Here is a 21642-nt window from a genome sequence, read left to right as displayed (position 1 = left end):
CGGCCGGTCAGTCGGTCCTGACGACCTGGAAGGCCTCCGCCATCCGGCCCGGGGGCAGCCCCGCCGCCCGGGCGTGCTCGCCCAGCCACTCCCGCAGCAGCCCCGCCAGGTCGTCGAAGTGCGCGGTCTGCGAGGTGTGGATGCGCAGGGCCTCGACCTTGCGGTCGAAGACGGGGGTGACGTCGATGTACTGGTTGGGCGTCGGCCCCGTCATCAGCCACAGCTCCGGCACGATCCACGGCTCCAGGCCCTCCTCCTTGAGGAGTTCGGGGTGCGCGAACGGGTTGCGCGCCTCGGGGTAGACGGCCCGCAGGGCGGCGTCGCCCACCGCCCGGTGGTCCGGGTGCAGGTCCGCGATCCGGCCCCAGTTGATCTCCGGGCTCGGGATGACGGCACGCTGCGGCCGGACCTGCCGGATCACCCGGCACAGGTCCCGGCGCAGCTCCACGCTCGCCTCGACGTAACCGTCCGGGTAGCCGAGGAAGCGGACGTCGTCGACGCCGCTGCGCTTGGCCGAGTGGACCTGCTCGGCCCGGCGCAGGTCCCCCATGGCCTGGCGCGGGAGCTGCTCGTCGTAGCCGCCCGCACCGCCGTCGGTGACGATGCAGTACGTCACCCGGGTGGTGCCCTGCGCGATCCACCGCATGACCGTCCCGCTGACGCAGAACTCGATGTCGTCCGGGTGCGCGGCCACGACCAGCAGGGATTCGGGGGCGCTGCGGTCTGTGTGATCGGTCGCGAAGTGTTCCATGTGATCAGCGTGTTGGGCTCGGGCACCCGCCGCAAGGCGGCCCCTTTGGCGTACTCGCGACATGTCGCCTGTACGCCACGCGCAGGTCTGACTGCTCCACATCGTCGAGGGAACCACGCACGCGTGGGAAGCGGAGGCGTCCGGCATGGGCAGGATCTTCGGCTCGCTCGCGGCCGGCGCGGCCGCACCCGACCCGGCCGAGCTGGCGGCCGTCTCGGCCCGGCAGCGGCACGGCGGCCCCGACGGGCACCAGGTGCTGCGCGGGCCGGGGTGGGCGCTGGGCTGCGACCGGCTCGCGGTGACCGACCCGCGCGGCGGGCGGCAGCCGTACCGGCTGGCCCACCTGCCGGGGGTGGTCGCCGTCCTGGGCGGGGAGATCTACAACCACGCCGAGCTGCGGCGCGAACTCGCCGCCCGCGGCCACCGCTTCCCCGACCTGTGCGACGGCACGCTGCTGCCCGCGCTGTACGCCGAGTACGGGACGGGATTCGCGCAGCGCCTCGACGGGATGTTCGCCGTCGCCGTCGTCGACGTCCGCGCGGCCCCCCGCCTGGTCCTGGCCGTGGACCCCATGGGCGGCAGGTCCCTGCACTACCACCAGGGCGCGGACGGGGCGTTCCGGTTCGCCTCCGAGATCCCGGCGCTGCTGGCGTTCGACAGGGTGCGGGCGGCGCCGCGTGCGGACAGCCTCGACACCGTCCTCGCCCTGCGCACCCCGATCACCGCCCGGACCGCCCTGGAGGGCATCAGTACCCTGCCGCCCGGCGTGACCGCCGTCGTGCACCCGGGCAGACCGGCGGCGCTGCGGCGGCTCCCGGCACCGCCGGCCCCCGAGCGGGGACGCCGGTCCACCGCGGACGTGCTCCGCCGGGAGGTGCGCCGCCTCGCGCGGGCCGATGTGCCGGTGTGCGTCCTCACCAGCGGCGGGCTCGCGTCGGGCCTGGTCACCGCGCTGACGGCCGAGTACGCCCGGGAGGCGGGGGCGCCCGCCCCACACGGCTTCCACCTCCGCTACCGGGGGCGGTGGCCCGACGGGGAGGCCGCGTACGCCCGCGCGGTGGCCCGGCACACCCGTACCGTCCACCACGAAGTCGCCCTGGACCCGGCCGAGCTGGGGTCGCTGCTGACCCTCACCACCCGCCACCTGGGGCAGCCCGACGCCGATCCGGCCGCGCTGAGCACGTACGCCCTCTTCCGGGCCGTGCGGCGGGCCGGGTACAGCGTGGCCCTGACCGGGGACGGCGCCGACGAGCTGTTCGGTGCCGACGCGCGTACGCGGGTGGCGGGCACGGGCCCGTTCGTCGCCGACTGGGCCGCCGCCTACACGGACGGGCTGTCCGCCGCGCCGAGGCTGCTGCGCGAGTACCTGTACACGCCCGACTACCGGGCCTTCATCGAGGAGGAGGGCTCGGCCGCCGACCGCGTCGAACGGGAACTGCGCTCGGCGGGCGGAGACCGGCTGGCGGCGGTCACCGCGTTCGAGGGCCGCTGGCGGCTGCCGTCCCGGCACCTGCGCCGGCTCGACCACCTGGGCATGGCCTCGGCCGTCGAAGCGCGGACGCCGCTTTGCCGGCCGCAGGTGGCCGCGCACGCCCGGGCCCTGCCGCCGCGCCTGCTCCAGGACCGGCGGGCACTGGCCGAGGCGGGCCGGGAGCTGCTGCCCCGGGCCGTACGGCGGCGGCCCCGGCAGCCGTTCGCGCTGCCGGTCACCGCGATGCTCGCCCCCGGCGGGCCGCTGCTGGAACCCGTACGCGACCTGCTGTCGGCGGAGCGGCTGGCGCGGGCCGGGCAGGTCCGGCCGGACCGGGTGCGGACCCTGCTGGCCCGCCAGCTGGAGCGGCCCTCGGACGGCGACGCGCTCGCGCTGTGGGCGCTGGCCACGTACGAGCTGTGGACCGAGGTGGTGCGGGGGCTGCGGGTGCCGGCGGACTGCGCCGCCTGAGGGCCGCGCACCGGCCGCGCACCGGCCGCGCACCGGCCGTGGGGAGGTCCGCTGGCGTGTCCACGCAACGGCGCGAACGCGCAAGCCGATACCAGACCGGGCGGTCCGTTTCTCTGTCAGTCTTGGCTGGGCACCCGCTGTCCCTTCCGTTCCGAGCCTCGCTGCGTCCTTCGCACCACAGCGTCAAGGAGGTCCCATGAGCACCCCCGTCTGGATCACCGCGACCCCGCCGGCCACCCACGGCGAACTGCACGTCGGCCATCTCGCAGGACCGTACGTCGCCGCCGACGTACTCGCCCGGTTCCTGCGGGCCGAGGGCGAACCCGTCCGGTTCACCACCGGCACCGCCGACCACGACAGCTCCGTCCACGTCCGCGCGCTCCGCGCCGGCCGCAAACCGGAGGAGGTCGCCGAGGGGTACCGCGCCGCGATCACGTCGGACTGGCTGCGCTCGGGAGTCGAGTTCGACCACGTCGTGCGACCCCGCCAGGACAAGGGCTACCGGGGCCGGCTGACGGAGCTCTTCCGGCAGCTCCACGCGGACGGCGTCATCGCCGCCCGCACCCGCCTGACCCCGTACTGCGAGCCCTGCGGACGCTGGCTCCACGGAGCACACGTCACCGGCACCTGCCCGCACTGCGCGGCGGCCTGCGAGGGCGGGATGTGCCACGAGTGCGCCCGCCCCAACGACGGGGGCGACCTGCTGGAGCCGCGCTGCGCCCTGTGCGACTCCCCGGCCTCGCTCCGGCGCTGCCGGCGGCTGTACGTCCCGCTGGAGCCGTACCGCGAGGCCCTCGCCGAGTACTGGGCCGGCACCGGGCTGCCGCCGAGGCTGGCCGCGCTGTGCGAGTCGCTCGTGGAGGACGGGCTGCCGGACATCGCGGTGTCCCACCCCGCCGGGTGGGGGCTGCCCGTCCCCGTCGACGGGTTCCCCGAGCACCGGATCGACGGCTGTTTCGAGGCGGCCGCCATGCACCTCTTCGGCCACGGTGACCGGCCGCTGCCCGAACGGGCCGTCCACTTCTGCGGGTTCGGCCACGCCTTCTGCCACGCGGTGCTGCTGCCGGTGGTGCTGTTCGCCCAGGGGCTCAAGCTGCCCCAGCACTTCTGCGTCAACGAGGCGTACCTCATCGAGGACGAGGCGCTCGTCCGGGGCTCCGGCCCGAAGGCCTGGGCGCTGGACCTGATCACCGAGTACGGTTCGGACACCCTGCGCCGGCACGTCCTGCAGGCCCGCCCGCTCGGCCGCCGCACGGCCTTCCGCGCCGACCGGCTCGCCGCCGCCCGCCGGGAGCTGGACGAGAGCTGGAACAGCTGGCTCGCCCGGCTCTTCGCCGCCGTCCGCGAGGAGTGCGCGGGACGGGCCCCGGAAGCCCTTCCCGCAGGCTCCGGCTGGGAGCTGCTGGAGCGCCGGCTGCTGCGCGGGCTGGAGGACCTGCGCGAGGCCTACTCCCCGGAGGGCTTCGACCCGCGCAGGGCGGTCGCGCTGCTCGACGAGATGGTGCGTTCCGCGGCGGACTTCGGGCACGTCAACGCGCACGAGGCCCACCGCCCCACCGGCGCCGGCCGCCACCTGCCGGTGCTGGCCGCGCAGTTGGCGGTGGCCCGGGCGCTGGGCGCGTGGGCGCGCCCGGTGATGCCGGAGGGCGCGGACCGGCTGGCCGCCGCCCTCAGGACGCGACCGGGCGGCCCGGTCTCGGCCGCCGCCCTCGTCCCGCCGGCCCCGGGCACGCGCCTGGCCCCGCCATCGGGACCGGTGTTCGGCTTCTAGCGCCGGGCCGCGGCGCGCCTCCCGCACCGACGGCACGCGCACGCCGCGCACGACGCACACCACGGGCCCGGCGCGCACGACGCCGACACCGGGGCCGACGCGCACCCCGCGCCCGACGCGCACCCCGCGCCCGACGCCCACACCCCGCCCGACGCCGCACGCCCCCCGCGCGAGCGCACCACCGCACCACCGCACCACGACAGAAACCCTTCCTCGCCGCGTGACCGCGCGCCGGTCGCCCGGCGGTGCGGGGCGGGCGCGGCCCCTGCCCGTAGGAGCTCCACGTGTCCCTGCGCGTCGCCATGCTCAGCGTCCACACCTCGCCGCTGCACCAGCCCGGCACCGGGGACGCGGGCGGCATGAACGTCTACATGGTCCAGCTGTCCCGCGCGCTCGCCGAACACGGCGTCGAAGTGGACCTGTTCACCCGCTGCCGGGGCGAGGCCCGCCCCTCCCCGGACGCCCTCGGCCCCGGCGTACGCGTGCACCACCTGGAGGCCGGCCCGCGCGCCGCCCTCGCCAAGGAGGACATGCCCGCCCTGGTCGTTCCGTTCTCGCTGGCGCTGCTCAAGCGGGAGCGCCGCTACGACCTGGTCCACTCGCACTACTGGCTCTCCGGCCAGGCGGGCCGGATCGCCGCGGCCGGCTGGCGGATCCCGCTGGTGCACACCGCGCACACCCTGGCCCGGGTGAAGAACGGGGCCCTCGCCGACGGCGACGCCCCCGAGCCGGAGCTGCGGATCCGCGGCGAGCACCAGGTCGTCGGTTCCGCGGACCGCCTCATCGCCAACACCGCCGACGAGGCACGGGCATTGCGCGAGCTGTACGCGGCCGAGGAGCGGCGCACGGAGGTCGTCCGGCCGGGGGTCGACCTGCGCACCTTCGGGCCCGGCCGGGGGCGGGCGGCGGCGCGGGCCCGGCTGGGACTGCCGGCCGGCGCGTTCGTCCCCCTGTACGCGGGCCGCGTCCAGCCCCTGAAGGGCCCGGACGTGATGGTCCGGGCCGTCGCCGAACTGCTGCGCCGGGAACCGGGGCTGCGCCGGCGGACCATCGTCCCGGTGGTGGGCGGCGACTCGGGGGCCGGGCCACGCGGCGGGGCCTGGGAGCTGGCGCGAGAGCTGGGGGTGTCGGACGTACTGCGGCACTGCCCGCCGGTGCCGCAGGCGGAGCTCGCGCAGTGGTACCGGGCGGCGGACGTGCTGCTGGTGCCCTCGCGCAGCGAGTCCTTCGGGCTGGTCGCTCTGGAGGCGCAGGCCTGCGGGACCCCGGTGCTGGCGTCGGCGGTCGGCGGGCTGCCGACCGCCGTGCGCGACGGGGTGACGGGACGGCTCGTACGCGGCAACGACCCGCTGGAGTACGCCCGTTGGCTGCACTGGTTCGCCGGGCGGCCGGAGGAGGCCGCGCGGATGGGGCGGGCGGCGGTGCGCCACGCGCGGAGCATGAGCTGGCGGGCCGCGGCCGCGCGCACCCTGGAGGTCTACCGGGACGTGCTGCGCGAGGAGCGGTGGGGGCCGGAGGTGAGTGAGGCAGGAGCGGCGGCACGCTCCTGCCTCGCCGACGCCTCTCCCCTGGAGGGCCGAGAAGGCCGGAGGGCCACCCTAACAGCTCTTTTGAGCTGACCAAAGGTGTGCAGGTGTAACGTCTGTATGAACTCCAGATCCGCCCTAAAGGCGCTACAGGAAAGTGGTCCGGGCGCGGAATCCATATGAGAATGGAGATGTCTTCGACGGAATACCGGCGGCACGGATCCGCGGAGATGGAATCGATATTCAGACTTCCTGGAGGAATCATGTCCGTCGTGCGCACCACCGGAATCCGCGCGAACTCCCGTCACGCCGCTCTCGTCCGCCCGTCCTGTACCGGGGCCGTCGCCGTCGGCGCGGTGTCCCGCGCGGACGGCAACGGCTGGGACTGAAGGCCCTGACCCGCCCGGCCTGCCCCGCTCGGGCGGGCGGGCCGAAGCCCCGTGACCGCCTCCCGCGGACGCGGGGCTTTTCGTTTTCCCGGTGCGTGTCCTGTGAAATCAGTCCAGCCAGCCGAGCCGCTGGGCGCGTACGCCGGCCTCGAAACGGCTCGAGGCGCCCATTTCCTGCATCAGCTCGGACAGCATGCGGCTCACCGTCCGCAGGGACACCCCGAGATTTCGTGCGACCTTCTCGTCCTTCATTCCCGAGGCGAGCATTTTCAGGGCGGCCCGCTGCTGTTCCGAAAGGCCGTCGCCGCCGAGTTCCGGCGCGACGTCGTCGCCGTAGGGGGTGGCCGCGTGCCAGCAGTGCTCGTACAGCGCGAGGTAGGAGCGGACCAGGGCGGGGCCGCGGGCGAGGATCGCGCCGGCCGCGCGGTCCTCGGGGTGTACGGGCAGCACGGCGAACTGCTGGTCCGCGATGATCATGTTCATCGGGACGGCGGGGGAGAGCCGGATCTCCACCCCCGCCTCGACCCGGCGGCGGAGCATCTCCACCGCCTCCGGCGAGGTGGTGATGCGCTGGTGGTAGATGGCCCGGATGCGCACCCCGTTGTCGATCTGCCGGCGGTCGCGGCTGAGCACCCGGTCGGCGACCTCCCGGACCAGCGCAGTGACGTGCATGGACGTCAGGTCGTGCCGGATGACGTCGGTGATGTCCTCCAGCACCTGCTGGATCCGGCCGTAGTCGTCGAGGATCTCGACCTCGACGTCGGACGCGTTCAGCGAGCCGGGCCGCAGGAACCGTCCGACCAGGTTCTCCAGCGCGCTGTACGCCCGGTCGGACTCGTCGAGGTGCTCGCGCAGCCGCTCGCGTTCGCGCTGGAGCATCCGCAGCAGGGCGATCTCGGGGTCGATCACGGTGACCGCGTCGGGCCCCGGCTCCCAGGCGCCGGACTGGAGGTCGGCGCGGGTGGCGTGGGTGGTGCCGGTCGGTACGATCAGGCCGAGGGAGGTCAGCTCGGCGCGCCACTTCTCGTACTCCTCGGGCGCGATGCCGAGCTCCCGGAAGACCTCGTTCAGGTCGGACACCCCGCGCAGGCGCAGCTCCTGATAGAAGGCCAGCACCCTGTCGGCGGACTGGATGCCGTCCCTGCCGTCGCCCGTTGCCATCGCGAAGCGACCCCCTCATCTTACGAATCGACAGTCACACTTTGGCACATACCTATGGGAGGGCTCCCGTCCCCGCGAACGGGATGTGACGGGCGTCACAGGGTGCCTCTGAGGTGCGCGACTGCGCTTCCGGCCGGCCCGGACGGGGCTCCGGCGGGGGTGGTACGGGACCTTCCGCGCGCCAACTCCCTTGCGGCCGACGGGAGACGGCCGGGGGTGGGCCGTCAGTCGCGCGGCGCGGCCTGACAGTCGGGGCACAGCCCCTTGAAGGTGATCTCGGCGCCTTCGCCCATGCGCCACGCGCGGATCGTGTCGCCGGCCGGCTCGGGCACCTCCGCCCGCACGTTCTCCACCCGGCCGCAGCGCACGCACAGCGCGTGCTGGTGGGGCGGGCCGGCGATCTCGAAGACGGCCGGCAGGCCGGGGCGGTCGAACTTCTGCGCCAGCCCGGTCTCCAGGAAGTGCCGCAGCATCTCGTAGACCGCCTGGCTGGTGAGGGTCCCGAGCCGCTCGCGGGCGGCGGCGGTGAGGGACTCGACGTCCATGTGGCCGCCCGCCGACAGCACTTGCAGCACTTCGAGGCGCGGCCCGGTGACCCGCAGCCCGACGTCGCGGAGGCGCTGGATCACCGCCTCGCGGCCGGTCGACTCCTCCACGACAGCCATCTCCCCGCCACCATCCGCGATCTGGTCCGATCAAACCTTTGTGGGCATCGTACCTCTTGCCCGACCTCGCGGAACGGCGGCCGAGGGGTCAGTCCCGGGCCCGGCAGACGAGCAGGACGCTCTGGGTCCGCTCGTCCACGCGGTGACCGCGGCGGCGCTCCACGCGCAGGCCCGCCCCGTGCAGTTCGGCGGTCAGCCGCTCCGGGTCGACGATCCACTTCCGGGTGGCCGTGACCACCCGTTCGCTGCCCGGCTTGCCCGTCCGGACGGAGTGGTAGGTGATGTGCTCCCGCATGCCGTCCAGGTCGAACTCCTGGCGGGCCACCGTCCACTCCTCCACCCCGTCGAACCGCGGCACCTGGAACGCCCAGGTGCGCGAGGGGTCCTGCGCCAGGCCGCGCAGCTGGTGCGCCGTGAAGTCCAGGGCGAGCGCGCCGCCCGGCTCCAGGTGCGCGGCGATCTCGCGCAGCAGCCCGGGACGGGCCCCGGGCGGCACGGCGGAGATCATCGCCCCGGCCAGCAGGACCAGCCGGTACCCGCCCCGCAGCCGCAGCCCCGCGAGGTCGGCGCGGGTGGTGACCAGGCGCTCCGAGACGTGCGGCCCGATCCGCCTGCCCCAGGCCCGCAGCCGCTCCAGGCTGTCGGCGTCCCGGTCCACGGCCTCGACCCGGAAGCCCTGCCGGGCGAACGGCACCGCGAGCCGCCCCGCGCCGCAGCCCAGGTCCAGCACCGGGCCGCCGCCGCAGTCCCGCGCGAGGCCCAGGTAGCGGACGATGTCCGCGCTGTGCGGGCCCAGCAGGGCGTCCTGGAGCCAGAGCGAGTCCTCGTCGGCGGGCGCGGCCGACTCCAGGCCGGGCAGGAAGCCCGCGTACGACGGGACGGCGGCCGTGCGCGCGGCCGGCGCGAGGGGCGCGGCCGGCGCGAGGGGCAGGGACGGGGCGGGCACGACCGGAGGTCGGGGCGGGGAAAAGACGCCGCTCGGTGTGTTCATCGCTCCTCCAGGGGGTCGCTCGGTCCAGCCGTCCGGGGCGGGCGGAGCTCCCGTGCCGCCGGGACCGCACCGCTGGGGAAATCCTGTCCTGGGCGGGAGGTCCGGGGCCAGAGCGGCGGGCTGCGTGAACACGCGATGGCGTGGATCTGCCACGCCCCGGCGCGGGACGGGCGGCGGCCGTCAGAGGCTGCGGCCGAGCCTGACCGGCGTGAGCGTGCCGAAGCCGTGGTGGGTGAAGAAGGGGAGTGCGGGGGCCTGTTCGCCGGGCAGGGTGATCCGCTGGTACGCGGCCCCGTGCGCCCGCATCCGGTCGGTGGCCGCCTCCAGCAGCGCCGTGCCCACGCCCTCCCGCTGCCGGGCCGGGGTCACGCACAGGGCGTAGATCTCGCCCTCGGCGTCGACCGGCACGCCGCCCGAGACGGCGCCCACCACGGTGCCGTCGGTGTCGGCCGCGACCAGCCAGCCCAGCCAGGCGGGAGCTCCGCCGGGAATTCCAATTTCCGCTCGAATGCGGGGCAGGGCGCAATGGTCCGACACCAGCCGGCCGACCCGGATTTCCCCGAGGGTCTCGCCGTAGCCGTCGCGAATCGCTTCGGCGAGGAGCCGGGAAATCGCCGTCGCGTCACCGGGCGCTGCCGTCCGCACGTCAGCCAGCAGCATTCTTTCCGCACCTCTCGCCGTACCGGTCCTGAGCCCGCACGCGCTCAGAATAGCGGGCAATTCGAGTGGCCGGGGGCGGCGGGAAATCTACGAATTGGCTTAGTAATTAACCGGGTTGGGGCTAACCGGGTTGGGGCCGGAGAGAGGACGAGCGCAATCCGCTGTCAGGACGTCCAACAACACGCGACCACCAGCGGAACGACCGCCGACACGGCCGCGCCCACCGCCAGCACCCCGCGCAGCACGGGACGTCCCGCCCGGCGCGGCCCCAGGATGCGCCGCATCCGCAGCGCCGCCGACGGCCCGCCCGCCGCGAACGCCCTGCGCGGCGCCCGCCCCGAGGCCAGCGCGTACAGCGCCGTGGCCAGCGCGTCGCTCGAACAGCCGCGCAGCGCCCGGTCGTCGGCCGCCATCTCCAGCAGCAGCGGCACCGTCCGCCCGCCGATCCGGGCCAGCGGCAGCCGGCGGAACACCGCCGAGTACGCGCCCGCCGCCGCGACCAGCAGGTGGTGCCGGCCGCCGATGTGCGCCCGCTCGTGGGCGAGCGCCGCGGCCAGCTCCTGTTCCGTCAGCACCTCAAGCGCCCCCGAGGACACCACCACCCGCCGCGACCGCCCCGGCAGGCAGTACACCGCCGGGCGCGCGTCCTGCAGGACCGTCGCCCCGAGCCGGGAGTCGTACCGGCCGACGAGGCGCAGCAGTTCGGCGTGCCGGGTGCGGGCCCGGCGCGCCCGCACGAGTTCGCGTACGAAACCGGTGGCCGGTACCGCCAGCACCGCCAGGGCCGCCAGCGCGGCGAGGGCCTCGCGCGCCGTGGCCGCGGCCAGCCGCCCGCGGGAGGGCGGGGTCAGGGTCAGCACGGCGTCGACGAGCCGGTGGCTGGTCTCCGCGGGGAGCAGCAGCTGCGCCGGCAGCAGGGCCGTGGACAGCGCGAAGGCGGCGCCGCAGGCGATCCAGGCGGCCAGCCCCAGCCGGGGCACCTGCTGGGCCCAGCGGGCGCGCACCAGCAGTAACGGCAGCACCAGACCGGTAACCAGGGCGAGTCCGAGGGGCGGCAGGACGTGGTGGTTCACCGGCCGCGCCCCTCGGCCGGCCGGTCGGTGCGGGCGGCGCGCAGCGCCTCGTCCAGGGCTTCCACGTCCTCGTGGGACATCCGCTCCACGAACCGCAGCAGCGTCGCCCTGCGGTCCTGGCTGTCGCCGAGCGCGTCCTGCATCAGCGCCGCGGTGTACTCCTCGCGGCTGCGCACCGCCTCGTACATCCAGGCCCGGCCGGATTTCTCGCGGCTGAGCCAGCCCTTGCGGTACAGGATGTCCGCCACGGTCATGACGGTGGTGTAGGCGACCTTGCGGACCCGGTTTATGTCGTCCACGATCTCGCGGACCGAGGCGGGGCGTTCCCACTGCCACACCCGGTCCATGATCTCGGCCTCCAGCTCTCCCAGCCGGCGTACGCGCATCCCTCTCGGACCTCCCCCTCGCGAGCGGCTCATCGTACGGCCCGCCCCGGCGCCGGGGGCATACCCGGGCCAGGTACGCGGGCCCCGGACGGCCGCCGCCCCTCCACCGGGGGTTCCGGTGGAGGGGCGGCGGCCGAGGGGCCGGGGGAGGGGCCCGTCAGGTGCGGATCAGGCGGGCGATGGCCCGGGTCGCCTCGACGACCTTGGTGTCCGCCTCGTCCCCGCCCCTGGCGACGGCCTCGGTGACGCAGCAGGCGAGGTGTTCGTCGAGGAGGGTCACGGCGCAGGACCGGAGTGCGGCGTTGATCGCGGAGACCTGGGTGAGCACGTCGACGCAGTAGACGTCCTCGGCGACCATCCGCTGCACGCCGCGGACCTGGCCCTCGATCCGCCGCAGCCGTCTGATGACGTCGTCCTTGTGTTCTGAGTAACCGGCCACGGGGACTCCTCAGTCGGTGGCGGCCCGGAAGCCGCGCAGACGCAGGCTGTTGCCGACGACGAAGACCGAGGAGAAGGCCATGGCCGCACCGGCGATCATCGGGTTGAGCAGTCCCGCCGCGGCGAGCGGCAGGGCGGCCACGTTGTAGGCGAAGGCCCAGAACAGGTTCGAGCGGATCGTGCCGAGGGTCTTGCGGGCGAGCCGGATGGCGTCGGCCGCGGCCCGCAGGTCACCGCGTACGAGGGTCAGGTCGCCGGCCTCGATGGCCGCGTCGGTGCCGGTGCCCATCGCCAGGCCCAGGTCGGCCTGGGCGAGCGCGGCCGCGTCGTTGACGCCGTCGCCGACCATCGCGACGCTGCGGCCCTCGGCCTGGAGCCGCTTGACGACGTCCACCTTGTCCTGCGGCATGACCTCGGCGATGACCTCGTCGATGCCCACCTCGCGGGCCACCGTCTCGGCGACGGCCTTGTTGTCGCCGGTCAGCAGGATCGGGGTGAGGCCGAGGGCGCGCAGCCTGCGGATCGCCTCGGCGCTGGTGTCCTTGACGGCGTCCGCGACCTCCAGGACCGCGCGGGCCTCGCCGTCCCAGGCCACCGCGATGGCGGTGCGGCCGGCGGCCTCCGCCTCGGACTTGGCGCGCTCCAGGTGCACGGGCAGTTCCATCGCCCATTCGGCCAGGAGCCTGCCGCGGCCGACGAGGACCGCGTGGCCCTCGACGACGCCCTGGACGCCGAGGCCGGGGATGTTCGCGAAGTCCTCGGGGGTGGGCAGGGTGCCGACCCGGGCGGCGGCGCCGGCGGCGACGGCCTGCGCGATGGGGTGTTCGGAGGAGTGCTCCAGCGCTCCGGCGAGGCGCAGCACCTCGGCCTCGTCGGTGCCGTCGGCGGTGTGCACGCGCAGCAGGGTCATCTGGCCGGTGGTGACGGTGCCGGTCTTGTCCAGGACGATGGTGTCGACCTTGCGGGTGCTCTCCAGGACCTCGGGACCCTTGATCAGGATGCCGAGCTGCGCGCCGCGGCCGGTGCCGACCATGAGGGCGGTCGGGGTGGCCAGGCCCAGGGCGCAGGGGCAGGCGATGATCAGTACGGCGACGGCGGCGGTGAAGGCGGCCGCCAGGCCCGAGCCGGTGCCGAGCCAGAACCCGAGGGTGGCCAGGGCCAGTCCGATGACGACGGGGACGAACACCGCGGAGATCTTGTCGGCGAGCCGCTGGGCGGCGGCCTTGCCGTTCTGGGCGTCCTCGACCAGCCGGGCCATCCGGGCGAGCTGGGTGTCGGATCCGACCCGGGTGGCCTCGACGACCAGGCGGCCGCCGGCGTTGAGCGTGGCGCCGGTGACGGAGTCGCCGGCGGAGACCTCCACGGGCACGGACTCGCCGGTGAGCATGGAGGCGTCGACGGCCGAGGAGCCCTCGACGACGGTGCCGTCGGTGGCGATCTTCTCGCCGGGGCGGACCAGGAAGCGGTCCCCGACCTGGAGGTCGGCGGTCGGCACGGTCACCTCGCGGCCGCCGCGCAGCACGGTGACCTCCTTGGCGCCCAGTTCCAGCAGGGCTTTGAGGGCCGCGCCGGCCTTGCGCTTGGACTTGGCCTCGAAGTACCGGCCCGCCAGGATGAAGGCGACGACGCCGGCCGCGGCCTCCAGGTAGATGTTCCCCGCGCCGTCGGTGCGGGCGATGCTGAACTCGAAGGCGTGCGTCATGCCGGGGGTGCCGGCGGTGCCGAAGAACAGCGCCCACAGCGACCACAGGAACGCGGCGATGGTGCCCACCGAGATCAGGGTGTCCATGGTGGCCGCGCCGTGCCTGGCGTTGGTCCAGGCGGCGCGGTGGAAGGGCCAGGCCGCGTACGTGACGACGGGCGCGGTCAGGGTCAGCGAGAGCCACTGCCAGTAGTCGATCTGGAGGGCCGGGGCCATCGCCATCGCGATGACGGGCACCGCGAGCGAGACGGCGGTGACGAGCCGCTGGCGCAGCGGCGCGAGTTCGTCGTGCTCGGGCTGTTCCCCCTCGGGGCCGGCGGCGCCGTCGGTGCGCGGCGCCCTGGGCTCCTGCGCGGTGTAGCCGGTGGCCTCGACGGTGGCGATCAGGTCCGCGACGGAGATGTCGGCGTCGAAGGTGACCTTGGCCTTCTCGGTGGCGTAGTTGACGGTGGCCTCGACGCCGTCCATGCGGTTGAGCTTCTTCTCGATGCGTGCCGCGCACGAGGCGCAGGTCATGCCGCCGATGGCGAGCTCGACCTGGGCGGCGCCGGGAGTGATGGTGGTCATGAGTGCTGCTCCTCGTTCGAGCGCGGGGTGGGGGCCGGGGCCCGGTGGGACGGACGGGGCCCCGGCGGCCGGGTGGGTCGGGGGACTGACCGGGTGTCAGGCCCGGCCGGTCAGCTCGTAGCCGGCGTCGTCGACCGCCGCGGTGACCGCGGCGTCGTCGGGCTCGCCTGCGGTGGTCACCGTGACCAGGCCCGCGTCGACGTCCACGTCGACGGAGACGACCCCGTCGAGCGCGCCGACCGAGGCGGTGATGGCGGTCCGGCAGTGCCCGCAGGACATGCCGGTCACGCGGTAGACGGTGGCGGTCGTGTCGACCACGGCCACGGTGGTGGTCGTCTCGCCGGCGTTCGTACCGCAGGTGCCTTCGGGGGTGCAGCAGGAAGACATGTGTTTCTCCTAGATCGGACCTCAGTCGCCGATACCCGCTGGGGGTATCTGGCCTGACTCCAGATATACCCCCCAGAGGTATGCGCCGCAAGTGTCCCTCCCGCTTGACTTGATACCCCTGGGGGGTATCTTGAAGTGCAGGGAACCGCTGGATGCGGCCCTGGTACGTACGTCGTAGGGGAGATCAGCCATGAACACCGGAGTGAAGATCACCGTTTTCGCCGCAGCCCTGGCGGCGACCTTCGGCACCGCCTACGGGGTGGGTGCGGGCGTGGGCCCCGTGGGCGGACCAGCCGAGCCGGCCCACGGCGCCCACGCGGCGCAGGCCTCCACCGGACCCGGGGGGCCCGGAGGATCCGCGGCGGCGCCCGCGGGCCACGGTGGCCATGACGCCGCCCCGGGGGCGGCGGCCCAGGGGCCGGCGGCCGGCGGACTCCAGGTCTCGGAAGGCGGGTACACGCTGAGCCTGGACACCCCGAACATCGCGGCCGGCCAGGGTGAACTGCGGTTCTCGGTCAAGGACGCGCAGGGCCGCAAGGTCACCGGGTACAAGACCGAGCACGGCAAGGAGCTGCACTTCATCGTGGCCTCGCGCGACCTGACGGTCTACCGCCACCTGCACCCGGTGCGGGCGCAGGACGGCACCTGGTCGGCGCCCGTGGACCTGCCCGCGGCAGGCGCCTACAAGGCGTTCGCCGACTTCGCCCCGGACGGGCCCGGCGCGAAGAACGTCACCCTGGGCGCGGACCTCTCGGTCCCCGGGGCGTACGCGCCGGCCCCGATGCCGCCGGCCCTGAACGCGGCCGAGGTGGACGGCTACCGGGTGGCCCTGGGCGGGACCCTCGACCCCGGCAAGGCCGGCGAGCTCAAGCTCACGGTCAGCAAGGACGGCAAGCCCGTCACTGACCTGGAGCCCTACCTGGGCGCCTACGGGCACCTCGTCGCCCTGCGCGACGGAGACCTCGCCTACCTGCACGTCCACCCCAACGAGGGCGGCCCCGGCCCGGACGTCTCCTTCACCGCCACCGCGCCGAGCGCCGGCACGTACCGCCTCTTCCTGGACTTCCAGCACGAGGGCAAGGTGCGCACGGCGGCCTTCACGGTCAACGCGGGCGGCGCCGCCGCCGGGCCCGCGGCGGCCCCCGCGGCGCCGGAGGAGCCGGGCGCCCACTCCCACTGAGCGAGCGCGCCCGGATACCCCCCGGGGGGTTGCGCACCAGACGTACGAGACGCAGGAGACGCAAACGGGAAGGATCCGACCGCCGTGACCGCTTACACCGCACTCTCCGCACGCCCCGCAGACCCCGCCCGCCGTACGGACAAGGACGACGTCCTCAAGCGGCTGCGCCGCATCGAGGGCCAGGTGCGCGGCCTCCAGCGCATGGTGGAGGGGGACACGTACTGCATCGACGTGCTCACCCAGGTCAGCGCCGCCACCAAGGCCCTGCAGTCCTTCGCGCTGACCCTGCTGGAGGACCACCTGCGCTCCTGCGTCGCCGACGCCGCGGCCGAGGGCGGCGACGGGGCGCGCGAGAAGGCCGAGGAGGCCTCCCGGGCCATCGCCCGCATGCTCCGCTCCTGACGCCGGGGAGGCGCGGCCCGGCCGGAAATATCTTGACGTCGAGATGAATGGCGGGCAGGCTGCCGTGAGGTATCTCGACATCGAGATACTTTCCACGGGGGAGACGGAGGCCAGCCATGCGGCGGCTCGGCACGGAACGGCGACGCGACACGGACCACCACCCGGCCGGAGACGCCGACGGCGGCGGCGGACTGATCGCACAGCTCAGACGGCCGCCCGGCGGCCGCGACGCCCGGATCATGCTGCTCGGCCAGCTCGTCGACCGCACCGGCAGCGGCATCTGGGCCGCCGCCTCGGTGCTCTTCTTCACCTTCGTCGTCGGCCTCGACGCCGGCCGGCTCGGCCTGCTGCTCGGCGCCGGCGCGGTCGCCGGCATCGCCGGCTCACCCCTCGCGGGTCACCTCGCCGACCGGTGCCCCGTACGCCCCCTCCTGATCGCCTGTCACCTGCTGCGCCTGGCGACCCTCGGTGCGATGCTCGTCGTCACCCGCTTCGAAGCGCTCCTGGTGATCGTCGCCCTCACCTGCCTCGGCGACCGCGCCGCCAAGACTCTCGAAATGCTCTTCGCGACCCGGGTGGCGGGCGAACGCCGCACCACCTACCAGGCCCTGTCGCGCAGCGCCGCCAACGCCGGGTGCGCCGTCGGCGCGGGCCTCGCCGCCATCGGCCTCGCCGTGGGCACCCGGGGCGCGTACGAGGTCCTGATCCTCGGGAACGCGCTGTCCTTCCTGGCGGCCGCCGCCCTGGTGTGGCGCACGCGCGAACCCCGCGGCCACGGCCGCGTCGTCGCCCCCGTACCCGGCGACGGCCCGCCCGGGCCGAAGGCCCCGGCCCCCGGACCCTGGCGGGACCGCGGCTACCTCCGCTTCGTCCTCCTCGACACCGCGATGAACCTCGACGCCTCGCTCCTCGACGTCGGGCTCCCGCTGTGGCTGGTCCACCACACCGACGCACCGCACGCCGTCGTCCCCGCCTTCCTCGTGCTCAACACCGTGCTGGTCGTCGCCCTCCAGCTCCCCGTGTCGGCGAAGGTCCGCGCACCCCGCCAGGCGGCGGCCGCCGTCGCCTGGTACGGGCTCTTCCTGCTCGGCGCCTGCGCCCTCCTCGCCCTCACCCCCGAGCACGGACCCTGGACCGCCTCCGCGACGCTGCTGGCCGCGGCCGCCCTGGTCACCGCCGCCGAGCTGGTCCGCTCGGTGTCCTCCTGGGAGCTCGCCGTCTCCCTCGCCCCCCGCCAGGCGCGCGCCTCCTACCTCGGCGTGGCCGGCATCTCCTCCTCCGCGCAGAAGGCCGTCGGCCCGCCACTGCTCACCGGCGCCGTCATGGCCGCGGGCCCGCCCGGCTGGCTCGCACTCGGCGCGGGCGTGACGGCCCTGGCCCTCCTCCAACGCCGCACCGGCCTGCGCCGACTGGAGGCGGTGAGCCGGGCCGTGTCCAGCGGCTGAGCCGTACCACACCGGACAACCGGACGATCATGCTCCAAAGGGCACATTGACAACAGGGCTGCTCCCGACTGCAGTTGAGGCGGCACCACACAGCTCCACACTGCGCCACTCCCACGACCGCACCACACCCCGAAGGGGGCGATCAGCGCATGACCGAGCCCGAGAGCGCGGCAGACGGCCACGACGTCGTCATCAGCGGAGCCAGCCTCGCCGGATGCACCGCCGCGATCCTGCTCGCGCGGCGCGGTGTCCGCGTCGCACTGCTGGAACGACGCTCGGACCCCGAGGCGTACAAGGTGCTGTGCACCCACTCCATGACCGCCAACGCCGCCCCGGTACTGGACGAACTCGGGCTCCTCCCCGCTCTCGAGAAGGCCGGGGCCGTCCGCAACGAGGCCCGCTGGTACACCCGTTGGGGATGGATCCATCCGCGCTCCGCCCCCGCCGGGCCCGCGCTGCCGTACGGGTACAACGTCCGGCGCAGCACCCTCGACCCGCTGATCAGGGCCCGGGCGGGGGAGACCCCCGGCGTCGACCTGCTCCTGGGCCACCAGGTGACCGGGCTGGTCACCGAAGCCGGGCGGACCGTGGGCGTGCGGGCGAGGACGCCGCGGGGCGAGCGGGAGATCCGGGCCCGGCTCGTGGTCGGCGCCGACGGCAAGGACTCGGCCGTGGCCAAGCTCGCCGGGGTGCCCACCCGGAGCCACGAGAACGCGCGGTTCGGGTACATCGCGTACTTCCGCGGCCTGACGCTGGAAGGGGGGCTGGGCCGCGCCTGGTTCCTGGAGCCCGACATGGCGTACGCGTTCCCCAACGACGACGGGGTGACGGTCGTCGCGGTGCTCCCGGACAAGAAGCGGCTGCCGGCCTTCCGCGACGACCTGGAGGGCAGCTTCCGCTCCTTCGTCCGGGGCCTGCCCGAGGCGCCGGACCTCGACTCCGCCGAGCGGATCGGCAAGATCATCGGGACCGTCGACTACCCGCTCCTCACCCGCGAGCCGACCGCGCCGGGCCTCGCGCTGATCGGCGACGCCGCCCTGACCGGCGACCCCCTGTGGGGCGTGGGGTGCGGCTGGGCGCTGGAGTCCGGGAGCTGGCTGGCCGGGGCGGTCGCCGCGGCCGCCGCGGGCCGGGGCGACCTCGACCGCTCGCTCGCGGCGTACGCCCGTACGCACCGGCGCCGGCTGCGCGGCCACCAGGCGCTGGCCGTCGACTACGCCAAGGCCCGCCCGTTCAACCCCCTGGAGCGGCTGATGTTCGCGGCGGCGGCCCGCGACGAGGCCATGGCGCGCCACATGCACCACTTCGGGTCCCGCCTGATGGGTCCGGCGCGCTTCATGAACCCCGCGGCGCTGGCCAGGGCCGCGGTCGTCAACGCCCGCTACCGCGGGACGCCCGCCCCGGGCGCCGCGGTCCCCGGCGCCGCCGCCCCGGGCGGCGGGCGCCGCTGAGGCACTCCCGGCGCCGCCCGCCGCTCCGCGGGACCCGGGGGTCAGACGATGCCCTCCGCGATGTCCGCCTGCTCGCGGGCGGTGCCGTAGGCGGCCGGGGTCCCGTACGAGCGCCGGGCGGCGTACCACCACACGCTGGCGAGGACCAGGACGACCGCCAGGGCGATCACGGCGTAGTTCATCGAGTCGATCGTCACCGGGGACTTCTGCGGCAGGCAGAACAGGACGGTGACCAGGGCCACCCACCCGACGGCGACCCAGCCGACCGGCTTGCCCCAGCGGCCGAGGCTCCACGGCCCGGGCTGGAACCGGTCCCCGGCCCGCAGCCGCAGGTAGATCGGGATGGCGTAGGCCGGGGTGATGCCGATGACGTTGATGGCGGTCACGGCCCCGTAGGCGGTGGCGGACCACAGCGAGGGCAGCGCGAGCACGCCGGCGGCCGCGACCGAGAGCCAGACGGCCGGGACGGGGGTCTGGGTGCGGCCGCTCACCTTGCGCCACAGGGCGGAGCCGGGCAGGGCGTTGTCCCGGCTGAAGGCGAAGACCATCCGGCTCGCCGCGGCGACCTCGGCGTTGCCGCAGAAGATCTGCGCGACGATCACGACGAGCAGCAGGGCGGTGGCGCCGCCGGAGCCGAGGGCGTCGAGGAAGATCTGCGCGGGCGGCACTCCGGTGGCGCTGTCCTGGACGGCCGCGTAGTCCTGGATGGCGAAGGTGAGCCCGGCGAGCAGCGCGAACCCGGCGATCCAGGAGGCCCAGATGGCCCGGACGATCCCCTTGGCCGCGGAGACGGAGGCGTTGGAGGTCTCCTCCGACAGGTGCGCCGAGGCGTCGTAGCCGGAGAAGGTGTACTGCGCGAGCAGCAGGCCGATCGCCGCGACGTAGAGCGGGTTGGCCCAGCCGGTGTCGTTGACGAACTCGGTGAAGACGAAGGAGACCGACTGGTGGCGGTCGGGTACGAAGGCCAGAGCGCCGACGATCACGGCTACGCCGGCCAGGTGCCACCAGACGCTGATGGAGTTGAGCACGCTGACGAGCCGGACGCCGAACAGGTTGAGCACGGCGTGCAGCAGCAGGATGGCCAGGAAGATCAGGAACGTCGAGCCGGGGGTGGGCACGAAGCCGAACTGGAGGTTCAGGAAGGCGCCGGTGAACAGGGCGGCGCCGTAGTCGATTCCGGCGATGGCGCCGAGCAGGCCGAGCAGGTTGAGCCAGCCCGTGTACCAGCCCCAGCGGCGTCCGCCGAGCCGGTCGGCCATGTAGTAGAGCGCGCCGGAGGTCGGGTAGGCGCTGGTCACCTCGGCCAGGGCCAGCCCCACGCACAGGACGAAGAGGCCGACGCCGGCCCAGCCCCACAGCATCACGGACGGGCCGCCGGTACCGAGGCCGAAGCCGTACAGGGTCATGCAGCCGGACAGCACGGATATGACCGAGAAGCTGATGGCGAAGTTGCCGAAGCCGCCCATCCGGCGGGCGAGTACGGGCTGGTAGCCCAGTTCTCTGAGCCGCTCCTCCTCGTCCTGGTGGGGCGGGGCCTTGTGGTCCGGGCGGGCTGCCGGCGTGGTGCGCGACACGGGGATACCTCCGAGGGGGGTTGGAGCGGGGGACGGGGGGAGACGGAGCGGGGGTGGGGGGTGCCTGGGGCGAGGGGCGTCAGTTCCCGCCGGCCAGGCTGCGGGACCTGGCGCGCAGGAACACCTCCTCCGCGAGCGCCGCGTCGGCGGGGTCGCGGGTCCGAAGGGCCCAGGGCAGAGTGGTCCAGTACCCGCCCATCGCGTCGAAGACCCGGACCGCCGACTCGAACCGGTGCGCTCCCCACAGGGCGTGCGCGAGGTGGTTCAGGTCGAGCGGGGAGGCGAGCGCCGGGTCGGCGTAGGGGAACCAGGCGTCCAGGGCGTGGACGGCGTCGCGGATGGCGTCCTCCGCGACCCAGTGCAGGTCGAGGGCGCGTTCCTGCCCGCCTTCGCGGCGGTAGCGCTCGACGTGCACGTAGAGCGGCAGGAGGTGCACCGCCGACCCGGGCGGGGCCGTGGCGACCGCCCAGCGGGCGAAATTGGCGGCCTCGGTACGCGGACGCGGCCCGGGCGCGCCCGCGTACACGAACTGGAGCATCCGGTGGTAGGCCTCACGGTTGTGCGGGTCCCGCTCGTCGGCCTGCGCCAGGATGCCCCACGGCCCGGGGGGCAGCATCGGGCCGGGCGGCGGCAGCCGGTGCTCGTCCATCCGGCGGTCCTCGTCGAGGAGGGCCAGGGCGAGCAGGCAGACCCACGGCACGGGATCGGCGGGGCTCAGGCGGGCGGTGGTCCGGCAGGACTGCCAGGCCTCCTGCCACAGCTCGTGCGTACGGGGATGTCCCGCGCGGTGGGCGCGGACGGCGCGTTCCACCGCGACCCGGGTGTGCATGACGGTCGCCGCCATGCTGGTGGGCTGCTCGCTCCGCCAGGCCTGGACCACGTCGGAGCCGGCCGCGACGGCGGCGAGCACCTGGGTGCGCTGGGTCCACAGGCCCCAGCCGTCCGTGCGCTCCAGCAGCCGCGCCATCGACAGCCAGCGGCCGGTGCGCAGGTCCTGTACGGCGGCGCGCAGGTCGTTGTCGAGGCCGGCGGGGTGGTAGACGGGCCGGAAATCGCCGCCCGCCATCACCCGGTCCCGGGCGAGGTGCGGCCGGAGCCGGCGCGTACTGCGGTCATCGTGGTCATCGGTCCTCGGATCGCATGGAGGGACGGGTCGGTCCGTCTGGCGTCCGATCGCCGCA

19 protein-coding genes are annotated in these 21642 nt (G+C 74.7%); 7 read left to right on the top strand and 12 right to left on the bottom strand.

Going from position 1 to position 21642, the window contains the following annotated elements; all coding sequences use genetic code 11:
- Positions 1–7 precede the first annotated feature (7 nt).
- Positions 8–751 (bottom strand): PIG-L deacetylase family protein, encoded by a 744-nt coding sequence (locus ABD973_RS05830; protein ID WP_125601975.1) that lies wholly within the window; start codon positions 749–751, stop codon positions 8–10.
- 145 nt (positions 752–896) lie between these two features.
- On the opposite strand from ABD973_RS05830, the gene ABD973_RS05825 reads away from it, so the two are divergent.
- The 3 genes from ABD973_RS05825 to mshA all read left to right on the top strand — a co-directional run bounded on the left by ABD973_RS05825 (position 897) and on the right by mshA (position 6083).
- Positions 897–2693, top strand: a complete 1797-nt coding sequence (locus ABD973_RS05825) for an asparagine synthetase B family protein (RefSeq protein WP_345498947.1) — start codon at positions 897–899, stop codon at positions 2691–2693.
- Positions 2694–2889: 196 nt separating this feature from the next.
- Complete coding sequence (locus ABD973_RS05820) at positions 2890–4464, top strand: class I tRNA ligase family protein (protein WP_345498945.1); 1575 nt, start codon at positions 2890–2892, stop codon at positions 4462–4464.
- A gap of 284 nt (positions 4465–4748) precedes the next feature.
- Entirely contained in the window at positions 4749–6083 is a 1335-nt protein-coding gene (mshA, locus tag ABD973_RS05815) for a D-inositol-3-phosphate glycosyltransferase (RefSeq protein ID WP_345498943.1), read from the top strand.
- 404 nt (positions 6084–6487) lie between these two features.
- Here mshA and ABD973_RS05810 read toward each other — a convergent pair whose 3' ends face one another.
- From ABD973_RS05810 to ABD973_RS05770, 9 genes are all read right to left on the bottom strand, one after another.
- Positions 6488–7540 carry a helix-turn-helix transcriptional regulator gene (locus ABD973_RS05810; RefSeq protein WP_241253419.1) on the bottom strand — a complete coding sequence of 351 codons (1053 nt, stop codon included), beginning with the start codon at positions 7538–7540 and terminating at the stop codon, positions 6488–6490.
- Between the two features lie 224 nt (positions 7541–7764).
- A complete protein-coding gene (locus tag ABD973_RS05805; RefSeq protein WP_345498939.1) occupies positions 7765–8205 on the bottom strand; it encodes a Fur family transcriptional regulator in 441 nt (146 codons plus the stop codon).
- 88 nt (positions 8206–8293) lie between these two features.
- Entirely contained in the window at positions 8294–9196 is a 903-nt protein-coding gene (locus ABD973_RS05800) for an SAM-dependent methyltransferase (protein ID WP_125823004.1), read from the bottom strand.
- A gap of 180 nt (positions 9197–9376) precedes the next feature.
- The gene (locus tag ABD973_RS05795) at positions 9377–9856 is read right to left on the bottom strand and encodes a GNAT family N-acetyltransferase (protein WP_125823005.1); all 480 of its coding nucleotides are present in this window, start codon (positions 9854–9856) and stop codon (positions 9377–9379) included.
- Positions 9857–10020: 164 nt separating this feature from the next.
- Positions 10021–10929 (bottom strand): M56 family metallopeptidase, encoded by a 909-nt coding sequence (locus ABD973_RS05790; RefSeq protein WP_125823006.1) that lies wholly within the window; start codon positions 10927–10929, stop codon positions 10021–10023.
- Positions 10926–11315: a BlaI/MecI/CopY family transcriptional regulator gene (locus ABD973_RS05785; RefSeq protein ID WP_125823007.1), complete on the bottom strand. Its 390-nt coding sequence runs from the start codon at positions 11313–11315 to the stop codon at positions 10926–10928. The genes ABD973_RS05790 and ABD973_RS05785 overlap by 4 nt, the downstream gene beginning before the upstream one ends.
- Positions 11316–11472: 157 nt before the next feature.
- A complete protein-coding gene (locus ABD973_RS05780) occupies positions 11473–11754 on the bottom strand; it encodes a metal-sensitive transcriptional regulator (RefSeq protein ID WP_125605416.1) in 282 nt (93 codons plus the stop codon).
- 9 nt (positions 11755–11763) lie between these two features.
- Entirely contained in the window at positions 11764–14022 is a 2259-nt protein-coding gene (locus ABD973_RS05775; protein WP_345498933.1) for a heavy metal translocating P-type ATPase, read from the bottom strand.
- Between the two features lie 96 nt (positions 14023–14118).
- On the bottom strand, positions 14119–14409 hold the full coding sequence (locus tag ABD973_RS05770) for a cation transporter (protein ID WP_125603832.1): 291 nt from the start codon (positions 14407–14409) through the stop codon (positions 14119–14121).
- A 190-nt stretch (positions 14410–14599) separates the two neighbouring features.
- On the opposite strand from ABD973_RS05770, the gene ABD973_RS05765 reads away from it, so the two are divergent.
- The 4 genes from ABD973_RS05765 to ABD973_RS05750 all read left to right on the top strand — a co-directional run bounded on the left by ABD973_RS05765 (position 14600) and on the right by ABD973_RS05750 (position 18887).
- Complete coding sequence (locus tag ABD973_RS05765) at positions 14600–15589, top strand: hypothetical protein (RefSeq protein WP_345498929.1); 990 nt, start codon at positions 14600–14602, stop codon at positions 15587–15589.
- An 84-nt stretch (positions 15590–15673) separates the two neighbouring features.
- The gene (locus ABD973_RS05760) at positions 15674–15991 is read left to right on the top strand and encodes a metal-sensitive transcriptional regulator (RefSeq protein ID WP_125823010.1); all 318 of its coding nucleotides are present in this window, start codon (positions 15674–15676) and stop codon (positions 15989–15991) included.
- Between the two features lie 116 nt (positions 15992–16107).
- Positions 16108–17436 (top strand): MFS transporter, encoded by a 1329-nt coding sequence (locus tag ABD973_RS05755; protein WP_164720982.1) that lies wholly within the window; start codon positions 16108–16110, stop codon positions 17434–17436.
- Between the two features lie 149 nt (positions 17437–17585).
- Complete coding sequence (locus tag ABD973_RS05750; protein ID WP_345498926.1) at positions 17586–18887, top strand: NAD(P)/FAD-dependent oxidoreductase; 1302 nt, start codon at positions 17586–17588, stop codon at positions 18885–18887.
- Positions 18888–18928: 41 nt separating this feature from the next.
- On the opposite strand, the gene ABD973_RS05745 is transcribed toward ABD973_RS05750, so the two are convergent.
- Both ABD973_RS05745 and ABD973_RS05740 read right to left on the bottom strand, forming a co-directional pair.
- Positions 18929–20353 (bottom strand): amino acid permease, encoded by a 1425-nt coding sequence (locus ABD973_RS05745; RefSeq protein ID WP_260614134.1) that lies wholly within the window; start codon positions 20351–20353, stop codon positions 18929–18931.
- A 187-nt stretch (positions 20354–20540) separates the two neighbouring features.
- A complete protein-coding gene (locus ABD973_RS05740) occupies positions 20541–21527 on the bottom strand; it encodes a hypothetical protein (RefSeq protein ID WP_345498924.1) in 987 nt (328 codons plus the stop codon).
- Positions 21528–21642: the final 115 nt, after the last annotated feature.

The organism is Streptomyces racemochromogenes (genome assembly GCF_039535215.1).
In the GTDB taxonomy this organism is placed as follows: Bacteria; Actinomycetota; Actinomycetes; order Streptomycetales; family Streptomycetaceae; genus Streptomyces; species Streptomyces racemochromogenes.
This window is presented reverse-complemented; position numbering and strand designations above follow the sequence as displayed.